This is a genomic window from Candidatus Symbiothrix dinenymphae, from assembly GCF_001431085.1.
This window is the reverse complement of sequence record NZ_BBRU01000434.1, coordinates 1-436: the sequence shown is the minus strand read 5'-3', so window position 1 is coordinate 436 and position 436 is coordinate 1. Positions and strand designations below refer to the sequence as shown.

The 436-nt window shown below is 39.9% G+C and carries 1 protein-coding gene; it reads right to left on the bottom strand.

The window, feature by feature from the left end:
- Positions 1-10: 10 nt before the first annotated feature.
- Positions 11-436: ATP-binding protein (locus ASC50_RS04790; RefSeq protein ID WP_304518329.1), on the bottom strand; the 426-nt coding region annotated here is incomplete at its 5' end.

The following is a 436-nucleotide window of genomic DNA, read 5'->3' as shown; positions in this document are numbered from 1 at the left end:
TATCGGACATTTATCGGACATCGCTCACTTTATAATAGGCCGATTTATTATCCCCTATTCTTACTAATACGCTCAGTTGCACCAATTCGTCTAAGTCTCTAAATGCTGTTTTTGCTATTACTTCATTTATTTCCTGATATTCGCTATTAGTGATTTTCCCCTTTTCTTTTACATACAAAATCGCTTTTATTTGTCGTTCGTTCAATCCCAAATTTTGCAATTCTTCTTCCGAAAAACGGTCTTTGAACAGCCTTACGATAAATCCGCCGCCATCTTCTTCCAATATAGGTGTTGGCAGTCCTGCCAATTTGCAAGCATCAACGATTTTTTGAATACCGCTGCCCCACGAATCAATGTAACCGCCAAGAAAACACGCTCCTGCAAGTATCGGATTTCTCGGATAAGAGGAATGTGATTGCGTCAGTTTGTCGAGCGT